9 protein-coding genes are annotated in these 9912 nt (G+C 69.6%); 7 read left to right on the plus strand and 2 right to left on the minus strand.

The features are described from left to right. On the minus strand, positions 1-916 hold a 916-nt coding region (locus tag AC1DU6_RS11635; protein ID WP_477857326.1), incomplete at its 3' end, for an XdhC family protein. Positions 917-1035: 119 nt separating this feature from the next. Here AC1DU6_RS11635 and AC1DU6_RS11640 point away from each other — a divergent pair. The 4 genes from AC1DU6_RS11640 (at position 1036) to AC1DU6_RS11655 (ending at position 5264) form a co-directional block, all read left to right on the plus strand. Then, entirely contained in the window at positions 1036-1527 is a 492-nt protein-coding gene (locus AC1DU6_RS11640) for a nuclear transport factor 2 family protein (protein WP_477857328.1), read from the plus strand. A 116-nt stretch (positions 1528-1643) separates the two neighbouring features. Continuing rightward, the gene (locus AC1DU6_RS11645; protein ID WP_477857329.1) at positions 1644-2120 is read left to right on the plus strand and encodes a (2Fe-2S)-binding protein; all 477 of its coding nucleotides are present in this window, start codon (positions 1644-1646) and stop codon (positions 2118-2120) included. A 2-nt stretch (positions 2121-2122) separates the two neighbouring features. Further along, positions 2123-4480 carry a xanthine dehydrogenase family protein molybdopterin-binding subunit gene (locus AC1DU6_RS11650; RefSeq protein WP_477857331.1) on the plus strand — a complete coding sequence of 786 codons (2358 nt, stop codon included), beginning with the start codon at positions 2123-2125 and terminating at the stop codon, positions 4478-4480. 13 nt (positions 4481-4493) lie between these two features. Next, positions 4494-5264, plus strand: a complete 771-nt coding sequence (locus AC1DU6_RS11655; RefSeq protein WP_477857333.1) for an FAD binding domain-containing protein — start codon at positions 4494-4496, stop codon at positions 5262-5264. Here AC1DU6_RS11655 and AC1DU6_RS11660 read toward each other — a convergent pair. Beyond that, positions 5261-5929 carry an alpha/beta hydrolase family protein gene (locus AC1DU6_RS11660; protein ID WP_477857335.1) on the minus strand — a complete coding sequence of 223 codons (669 nt, stop codon included), beginning with the start codon at positions 5927-5929 and terminating at the stop codon, positions 5261-5263. The two genes, AC1DU6_RS11655 and AC1DU6_RS11660, sit on opposite strands and share 4 nt — an antisense overlap. 72 nt (positions 5930-6001) lie before the next feature. Between AC1DU6_RS11660 and AC1DU6_RS11665 the strand changes: the two genes are divergently transcribed. The 3 genes from AC1DU6_RS11665 to AC1DU6_RS11675 all read left to right on the plus strand — a co-directional run bounded on the left by AC1DU6_RS11665 (position 6002) and on the right by AC1DU6_RS11675 (position 9897). Continuing rightward, positions 6002-6553, plus strand: coding sequence for a (2Fe-2S)-binding protein (locus AC1DU6_RS11665; protein ID WP_477857336.1), 552 nt, complete (start codon positions 6002-6004; stop codon positions 6551-6553). Positions 6554-6719: 166 nt separating this feature from the next. Next, the gene (locus AC1DU6_RS11670) at positions 6720-9047 is read left to right on the plus strand and encodes a xanthine dehydrogenase family protein molybdopterin-binding subunit (RefSeq protein ID WP_477857338.1); all 2328 of its coding nucleotides are present in this window, start codon (positions 6720-6722) and stop codon (positions 9045-9047) included. A 148-nt stretch (positions 9048-9195) separates the two neighbouring features. Then, positions 9196-9897: a PEP-CTERM sorting domain-containing protein gene (locus AC1DU6_RS11675; protein ID WP_477857340.1), complete on the plus strand. Its 702-nt coding sequence runs from the start codon at positions 9196-9198 to the stop codon at positions 9895-9897. Positions 9898-9912 lie beyond the last annotated feature (15 nt).

The raw sequence follows: 9912 nt of genomic DNA on the forward strand, positions 1-9912 counted from the left end.
CCAGGATGCTGAGCGCGATTTCCGGCGGCGTGCGCGCACCGATGTCCAGGCCGACGGGGCCGTGCAGGCGATCCAGCTCCGCATCGGTCAGCCCGAAATGCTCGCCCAGCCGCGCACGGCGCTTGGCCTGGTTGACGCGCGAGCCGATGGCGCCCACATAGAAGGCCGCGCCCTTGAGCGCCTCCATCAGCGCGAGGTCGTCCAGCTTGGGGTCGTGCGTCAACGCGACGATGGCCGTGGCGCCATCGGGCTTGAAGGCGATGACGACGTCATCGGGCATGTCGCGCGTCAACGTGACGCCAGGGATGGCGAAACCATCGGCGTACTCGGCGCGCGGGTCGCAGACGGTGACGCCATAGCCCAGTGCCAGCGCCATCTGGGCGAGGTAGTCGGTCATCTGGCCGGCGCCGATGACGAGCAAGCGCCATTGCGGGCCATGGTGGCTGACGAGCTGGGTGTCGGTCAGCGTCAAGGTGTCGGCACCCGGCTCGGCGTCGGCCAGCGTGGCGATGCCGGTTGCCAGGTCCAGCGTGCGGCGCACGCGCTCGCCGCGCTCCAGCCGTGCCAGCAACGCGTCGACACCCGACTGCGGCCCCAGTGGCTCCAGCATCAGCTCCAGCGTGCCGCCGCAGGGCAGGCCGAAGCGGCGCGCCTCCTCGGCGCCAACGCCGTAACGCAACGGCGTCGGCCGGGCCAACTTCAAGCTGCCCGCACGCAATTGGGCGACCAGGTCGTCCTCGATGCAACCGCCGGACACCGAGCCGGCGATCAGCCCGTCGTCGCGAACGGCCACCAGCGACCCGACCGGCCGCGGCGCCGAGCCCCAAGTGCGCGTGATCGTGCCCAGCACGACGCCACGTGCCTCGGCCCGCCACGCGGCGGCCGTGCGCAAAACGCTGAGATCGAGGTTGTCCATGTCTTGTCGGTGAGGTCAGCCGCCACCATACCGCGAGCGGCGCCAGCTTGCAGCGACCATGACGTGCGGCCACACACGGGCCGCTTCCTACACTGGCCAACCCTCGTTGAAAGTCCCTCATGAAGAAAGCCTTTCTCGCCACCCTCCTCTTTGCCAGTTTGGCCAGCCTGGCCGGCTCGGCCCTCGCCCAGCTGCCGGTCCAGGCCCAGCCCGACCACACCAAGCTGCTGGCCAGCAGCGACCCCAAGCTCGCGGCCAACAAGCGCCTGGTCTACAACTTCTGGCGCGAAGTCTTTGAGGGCGGGCACATGGAGCTGGCGGACCGCTACCTGGCCGAGTCCTATATCCAGCACAACCCGGAGGTGCCCACCGGGCGCGCCGGCTTTGTCGACGTGTTCTCCAAGGTCGCCACGCCCAAGCCCATCGAGGCCCGCGTCAAGGCGCCGCTGGTTGCCATCGTGGCCGAGCGCGATCTGGTGATCCTCAGCTTCGTCAGCGAGCTGCCCGACCCCAAGGACGCCACCAAGACCTACACGACCACCTGGTTCGACATGTTCCGCATCGAGAACGGCAAGATCGCCGAGCACTGGGACCCCGACACCAAGCACTGACACCCGCCCGGCAGCTGACTGCCCATCTATAGGGGTTTGCGCAGCCCCTGCCTGCCCGACGGCAGGCGACGATAGCCTCGCGACGGCCACCCAGGCCGCACCGAGGAGACATCGAGATGGGCATTCCTATCAAGCTGGCAGTAAACGGGCGGACGGTGAGCCGCGAGGTCGCGCCCGACCAGTTGCTGGTGCAATTTCTGCGCGAAGACCTGGCACTGACCGGCACCCATGTCGGCTGCGACACCGCCCAGTGCGGCGCCTGCACGGTGCACCTCAACGGCCGTGCCGTGAAGGCCTGCAGCATGCTGGCCGTGCAGGCCGATGGCGCGACTCTCACCACCATCGAAGGCCTGACCGGCCCGGATGGCGTCTTACATCCCATGCAGGCCGCTTTCAAGGAATGCCACGGTCTGCAATGCGGCTTCTGTACGCCGGGCATGGTCATGAGCGCCATCGACCTCGTGCAGCACCATGACTGTTCCAGCGAGACCGCCATCCGTGAGGGGCTGGAGGGCAATCTCTGCCGCTGCACGGGCTATCAGAACATCGTGCGCGCCGTGCAGGTCGGTGCCCAAGCCATGAAGGGAGCCTGACCATGAACGCACCCAAGGAAGGCTTCATCGGCCAGAGCATCAAGCGCCGCGAGGACGCGCGCTTCCTGACCGGCCGTGGCCAGTACACCGACGACATCGTGCTGCCACGCCAGACCTATGGCGTCTTCGTGCGCAGCGCCTATGCCCATGCGCGGCTCGGGCGCGTGGACACGGCCGCGGCGCTGGCCGCCGAGGGCGTGCTGGGCGTCTACACGGGCGAGCACTTCCGCGACGTCGGCGGCCTCCCCTGCGGCTGGCTGATCAACAGCATCGACGGCACGCCGATGAAGGAGCCCAAGCATCCCATCCTGGCGGACGGCGAGGTGCGCTACGTGGGCGATGCACTGGCCCTGGTCGTGGCCGAAACCCTGGCCGAAGCCAAGGCCGCGGCGGCGCTCGTGGAGGTGGACTACGAGGAGCTGCCGGCGGTAGCCGACACGGCCACGGCGGCCGGCCACGCGGGCACGGTGCACGACGAAGCCGCGGACAACCGCTGCTACACCTGGGGCTGCGGCGACAAGGCCGCGACCGACGCGGCTTTTGTCAACGCGCCGCACATCACCAAGCTCCAGTTCCGCAACAACCGCCTCATCCCCAACGCCATCGAGCCACGCGCCGCCAACGCCAGCTACGACCCCAGCAGCGACCACTACACGCTGTACGTCGCCAACCAGAACCCGCATGTCGAGCGCCTGCTGATGTGCGCCTTCGTGCTGGGCATCCCCGAGCACAAGCTGCGCGTCGTGGCGCCCGACGTGGGCGGTGGCTTCGGCTCCAAGATCTTCCTGTACGCCGAGGAGACGGCGCTGGTCTGGGCCAGCAAGCAGCTGGGCCGGCCGATCAAGTGGACGGCCGAGCGCAGCGAGAGTTTCCTCAGCGACGCCCATGGCCGCGACCATGTGACGACGGCAGAACTGGCCACCGACAGCAACGGCCGCTTCCTGGCCATGCGCGTGCACACGACGGCCAACCTCGGCGCCTACCTGTCGACCTTCGCCTCCTGCGTGCCGACCATCCTCTACGCGACGCTGCTGGCCGGCCAGTACACGACGCCGAAGATCTACGCCGAGGTCACCGGCGTGTTCACCAACACCGCGCCGGTGGACGCCTACCGCGGTGCCGGCCGGCCCGAGGCAACCTATGTCGTCGAGCGGCTGGTGGAAACGGCCGCGCACGAGCTCGGCATCGATCCCGCCGAGCTGCGCCGCCGCAACTTCATCAAGGAGTTTCCCTACGCGACGCCAGTCGGTCTGACCTATGACATCGGCGACTACGACGCCACGCTCACGCAAGTGCAGCAGCTCGCCGACGTGGCGGGCTTCGCGGCCCGCAAGGCCGTCAGCGAGGCCAAGGGGCTGAAGCGCGGCATCGGTTACTCGACCTACATCGAAGCCTGCGGCCTGGCGCCGAGCAATGTGGCAGGTGCCCTGGGCGCCCGCGCCGGCCTGTTCGAGGCCGCCGAGGTGCGCGTGCATCCGACCGGCAAGGTCACTGTCTTCACGGGCAGCCACTCGCATGGCCAGGGCCATGAGACGACCTTCGCACAGGTCGTGGCTGACCGCCTCGGCATTCCGCTGGAGGACATCGACATCCAGCACGGCGACACCGGCAARGTGCWGTTCGGCATGGGCACCTATGGCAGCCGGTCCCTCGCCGTGGGCGGCGCGGCCATCGTCAAGGCGGTGGACAAGGTCATCGCCAAGGGCAGGAAGATCGCCGCCCATCTGCTGGAGGCGGGCGAGGGCGACATCGAGTTCAAGGACGGCGAATACCGCATCGCCGGCACCGACCGCGCCATCCCCTTCGCCCAGGTGTCGCTGACGGCCTATGTGCCGCACAACTACCCGCTGGACAAGCTGGAACCCGGCCTCAACGAGAACGCCTTCTACGACCCGAGCAACTTCACCTACCCGGCTGGCAGCTATGTCTGCGAAGTGGAGGTGGACCCCGCCACCGGCGTCGTGCGCATAGCCCGCTTCAGCGCGGTGGACGATTTCGGCAACATCGTCAATCCGATGATCGTCGAAGGCCAGGTGCATGGCGGCTTGGCGCAGGGCATCGGCCAGGCGCTGCTGGAGCATGGCGTCTACGACCCGGAATCGGGTCAACTGCTGAGCGGCAGCTACATGGACTACGCGATGCCGCGCGCCGACGACCTGCCGAGCTTCACCGTGCAGACGGCCAAGGGCACGCCCTGCACGCACAACCCGCTGGGCGTGAAAGGCTGCGGCGAGGCCGGCGCCATCGGCTCGCCGGCCGCCGTGATGAACGCGATCTGCGACGCCATCGGCGTCAAGGACCTGGCCATGCCGGCGACGCCGTGCACGGTCTGGACGGCTCTGCAATCGGCCAAGGCCTGAGGAGACAAAAGCGATGAACTACCAAGCTGCATCCTCCGTCGCCGCCGCCCGCCTGGGCGCGGAAGACAAATTCCTGGCCGGTGGCCAGTCCCTGCTCGGTGCCATCAAGCTGGGCCTGGCCGCGCCCGAGGGCCTGGTCGATGTGCGCCGCCTGCCCGAGTTGCAGGGCATCACGGTCGATGCCAAGACCGTGCGCATCGGCGCCGCGACGACGCACGCGACGGTCGCCGCCTCAAGCGACGTGCAGCGCGCCATCCCCGCGCTGGCCGACCTGGCCGGCCGCATCGGCGACCGCCAGGTGCGCAACGTCGGCACGCTGGGCGGCAGCCTGGCCAACAACGACCCCGCCGCCTGCTACCCCGCTGCCGTGCTGGCCTTAAGCGCCACCATCCACACCAGCAGCCGCCAGATCGCCGCCGACGACTTCTTCCAGGGCCTGTTCACGACGGCGCTGCAGGACGGCGAGCTGATCACCGCGGTCAGCTTCCCCATCCCGAAGGCGGCCGCCTGGCAGAAGTTCAAGCAGCCGGCCTCGCGCTTCTCGCTGGTGGGCGTGTTCGTGGCGCGCCTGGACGGCGGCGTGCGCGTGGCGGTCACCGGCGCTGGGCCGGGTGTGTTCCGCTGCAGCGAGCTGGAGACGGCGCTCGGCCGCGACTGGAGCGCGGCCACGGCACGTGCGGTCAGGGTCAGCGCCGCTGGGCTGAACAGCGATCTACACGGCACGGCGGCCTATCGTGCGGCGCTGATCCCGGAGCTGGCCGCGCGGGCCATCGCAGCGGCTTAGCTCGCGGTCTTTTCGCTCTCCTGCGCCGCCACCACCGCCTCGCGCCACAGCCGCGAGGGAATGAAGGTGCGCAACTGCTCCATGGCCTTGTCGATCAGGGCCGGGTGCAGGCCATGGTCGAGATGGGGCAGCAGATCGGCCGTCACATCGGCGCCGAGGTCGACCAGGGACTGGGCTGCGTCCACCAGGTGGCGGTAGGGGAAGCGCTGGTCCGCCAGCCCATGCAGCAGGTGCACGCAGACGTCCTGCGGCGCATGTTCCGGCCGGGCCAGGTAGCCGCCGGCAAAGGCCAGCACGCGGCCGACGAGTTCGGGTTCAGCCTGCACGRCCTCCAGCGCCAGCAACGCGCCGTCGCCAACACCGGCCAGCGCAACGCGCTGCCAGGGAAGATCCAGTTTGCGGGCCTCCAGGCGCAGGCGCTCGATCAGATGGGGCAGCGCAGCGCTGACGCCCTCGGCGCCGGGCGCAGCGTCCAGCCACCAGCGGCAGCGGCCCTCGGCGTCGCGCAGGGGCGGGTGCAGATTGAGCGTCAGCGCGTTGGGATATTGGGCATGCAGGGCCGCGGCCAGCGGTGCGAGGGTGTCGGGGCCATCGGGGGCGATGCCGCTGTCAGGGAGCAGGGCGAACAGCAGGCCGGGCGCTGTTGCATCTTGAGGGAGGCTCATGCCTGTATTTTCGGTCCTGCCCGCTATCCTGCGCTGCTGTTTTGATGTTTCGCCCCACCCGGGCCCGCCTTGATGGAACTGAAAGTAAACGGCCAGGCCATGACGCTGCCAGGCATCGCCAGCGACCCGGCGATGCCGCTGCTGTGGGCGCTGCGCGACGGCCTGAACCTGACCGGCACCAAGTTCGGCTGCGGCATTGCCGCCTGCGGCGCCTGCACGGTGCATGTCGACGGCGCAGCAACGCGTTCCTGCGTGACACCGGTGGGCGCTGTCGCGGGCAAGTCCGTCACGACCATTGAAGGGCTCATGGCCCCCACGCCTGCGGGTACGCAGGCTGCCCCCCGAGGGGGCGCCGCCGGCCTTGGGAGCGGCCCGGCGCCCGGCGAGGGAAGCAAGGACCGCCCTCACGCGCTGCAGCTCGCCTGGCTGGCCGAGCAGGTGCCGCAATGCGGCTACTGCCAGAGCGGCATGCTGATGGCCGCCGCGGCGCTGCTGGCCAAGAACAAGGCCCCCAGCGACGCCGACATCGACGCGGCGATGACCAACCTCTGCCGCTGCGGCACCTACCCGCGCGTGCGCGCCGCGATCAAGCAAGTGGCCAGACAGATGAAGGCCAAGCCATGAGGCGGGCCGAGCGCTGGGCCGCTCCCGAGCCGGCCCGCATCCCCTCGGGGGCTGAGGCCCGACTTCGCCAGCCCGGTGGGCTGGCGATGCCTGCCGAAGAGCTGCGGCACCGACCGCAGCGCGGCCTGCAAGGCCGACCGATGTACCCATCGGGCGAGGGGTCGACATGAAGCGACGGACGCTGCTCTTGACCGGGGCTGGCGCGTTGGGGGCGCTGATCGTCGGCTGGGGCTTCATGCCGCCACGCTCACGCCTGGGCAACGCCCACACGCTGCCGCCGGTCGAAGGCGAGGTCGGGCTGAATGGCTGGATCAAGATCGCCGCCGATGGCACGGTGCTGCTGGCCATGAACCGCAGCGAGATGGGCCAGGGCGTGCATACCGCACTGGCGCAACTGGTGGCGGAAGAGCTCGACGTGCCGCTGCACACGGTGCGCCTGACGCCAGCCGGCCATGACGCCATCTACGGCAATATCGCCACCTCCCTGGGCAATATCCCTTTCGGCCCACGCGACCACGAGCGCCGCGCCTTCAGGTTCTCGTCCTGGGTCACGGCCARGGTCGCACGCGAGCTCGGGTTGAACCTGACGGGTGGCTCCTCGACCGTCGCCGACGCCTGGGATGCACTGCGCCTGGCCGCCGCCACGGCGCGCGCCCAGTTGCTGGGCGCCGCGGCGCTGAAGCACAAGCTGCCGGTGGCCGAGCTGTCGGTCAAGGCCGGCGTCATCCACCATGCCAGCGGCGCGCTCAGCCACTATGGCGAGCTCGCCACCCAGGCGGCGCTGACGCCGCCTGGCGACGTGGCGCTGAAGCCGCGCAGCCAGTGGACGCAGATCGGCCAGGCCCTGCCGCGCCTGGACCTGGCCGCCAAGGTGGACGGCAGTGCGCGCTTCGGGCTGGACGTGCGCGAGCATGGCCAGGTCTTCGCTGCCATTCGCCACTGCCCCATGCTGGGCGGCGGCCTGGGGCCAGCCAACGTCGACGCGGTGCGTGCGCGGCCCGGCGTGCTGCGCGTCGTGGCCCTCGGCCCCATCGCGGGCTCCACGGCGGCCTATGCCGTCGTCGCCCGCACCACTTGGCATGCCTTGGAGGCCGCCAAGGCGCTGGACGTGCAATGGCAGCCGCCGCCGAACGGCAGGCTGGATTCCAGGGCCATCCTCGCGTCGCTGGAGAGTGAGGCGCGCCGCGCTCACGAAGCCGGCGATGGCTTCGCCTTCCTGAAGCAGGGTGACGTGAAAGCCGCGCTGGCCGGGGCAACGACGAAGGTGGAGGCCGTCTACAGCGCGCCTCATCTCGCTCACGCCACCATGGAGCCGATGAACTGCACCGCCCAGGTGCTGGACGGCCACGTCAGCGTCTGGGCGCCGACCCAGGTGCCGGGCTTTGCGCGCGACGTCGCCGCGCGCGTGGCCGGCGTGGCGCCGGAAGCGGTGACGGTGCACGTGACCTATCTCGGCGGCGGTTTCGGCCGGCGGCTGGAGGTGGACTTCATCGGCCAGGCCGTGCGCGTCGCGCAGGAGATGGGTGGGCTGCCGGTGCAGCTGGTCTGGTCGCGCGAGGAGGACATGACGCACGACTTCTATCGCCCCGCCGAGGTGGCCGTACTGCAGGGTGGGCTGGACGCCCAAGGCCGCCCTGTGGCGCTGGCCATCACCAATGCCGCGGACGCCCTGCTGCCGCGCTGGGCCGAGCGCGTCATGCCCGGGCTGGCGCCGACGCTGGACGTGCTGAACCGCAACGCCTTTCCCGATGGCCGCGCGCCGGCCGCCCTCTTCAAGCGTGGCGACGCGCCCGACAAGACGGCCTCCGAAGGATTCTTCGACCTGGCCTATGCCATCGCCAACACGCGCGTCGCCCACCAGGCCACGCACAGCGGCGTGCCGGTCGGCATGTGGCGCGCCGTGGGTCATTCCCACCACGCCTTCTTCAAGGAAAGCTTCATCGACGAGATGGCCCACGCCGCCAAGGCCGATCCGGTGGCCTTTCGCCTGGCGCTGCTGGAGGGCCTGCCGCGCCACCAGGCCGTGCTCCGGCGCGCGGCCGAGGCGGCCGGCTGGGGGCAGCCACTGCCAACGGGCGTGGCGCGTGGCGTGGCCGTGCACGAGAGCTTTGGCAGCGTCGTGGCCCAGGTCGTGGAAGTGACGCGGAACCAGGGGCCCAGCGTGAAGCGGGTCGTCTGCGCCGTCGACTGCGGCACTGTCGTCAACCCCAGCATCGTCGTGCGCCAGATGGAGAGCTGCATCATCTTCGGGCTTACAGCCGCGCTGTGGGGACGCATCGACATCGTGGGCGGCGAGGTGCAGCAGAAGAGCTTCCCCGACCACCCGCTGATGACGCTGGCCCAATGCCCTGTCATCGAGACCCATCTGATGCCCAGCGACGGCCTGCCCAGCGGCGTCGGCGAGCCTGGCTTGCCGCCGGTTGCGCCAGCCCTGGCCAATGCCTGGTTCGCGCTGACGGGCGAGCGCCGGCGCAGCCTGCCGCTGCGGGCCTGAGGGCAGCCGACCCCCTGTTCACGGGGTGTCGACGCAGCTGACAGTCGTGCTCTCCGTCGCGCGAAGCGGCCGCTTGCCGCCCAGGAAGAATGGGCAATGGCGCGAAGTTTGCGTGCCATAGATCATTTCTTCTTTCGAGGGCGGCGCCATGAGAACTCTTCAGCATCTGCTTGCCACCGCCCTCCTCGCAGGCACCGCGTTTGCCCAGGCCGCACCCGTCTACTGGACCGACTGGCAAAGCAGCAATCCCAACGCCRCCGGCTTCGAGGGCTATGGCGTCATCACGACGACCACCGCCACGGTCAACGTGACCTATACCAACCGCCAGGGCGTCGGCTTCTACGACACCGGCAGCGGCTTCGACTATTGGGCCTACGGCACGTCCTACACCAGCAGCGCCGTCGACAACCGGCCTACCGGCTCTGACCAGATCGCACTGGCGGCTGCCGGCTCACAGACGCTGCACTTCTCCCAGGCCATCGCCAATCCGGTGTTTGCCTTCATCAGCCTGAACGGCAACGGCTACGGCTTCGACCAGGACTTCGACATCCTCAGCGTCGGCTGCGGCTACTGGGGTTGCGGCAATGTCACCAAGAACGTCATCGACCACGGCGGCGGCGTGTTCGAGTACCAGCTTATCGGCAGCGGCGAGCCCCACGGCGCCATCCGCTTCAAGGGCARCTTCGACACCGTCACCTGGAACAGCCTGACCAACGAGTACTGGAATGGCTTCACGGTTGGCGTGCAGGGTACGGCGGTCGAGGTCTTCGGCCTGCCCGAGCCCACGGGCCTGGCACTGACCAGCCTGGCACTGGTCGTCGCGGTCGGCGTGCGCCGTCGCCGCAGCTGAACCCACAGTCCTCCA

It is taken from the genome of Roseateles sp. P5_B10, from assembly GCF_056400485.1.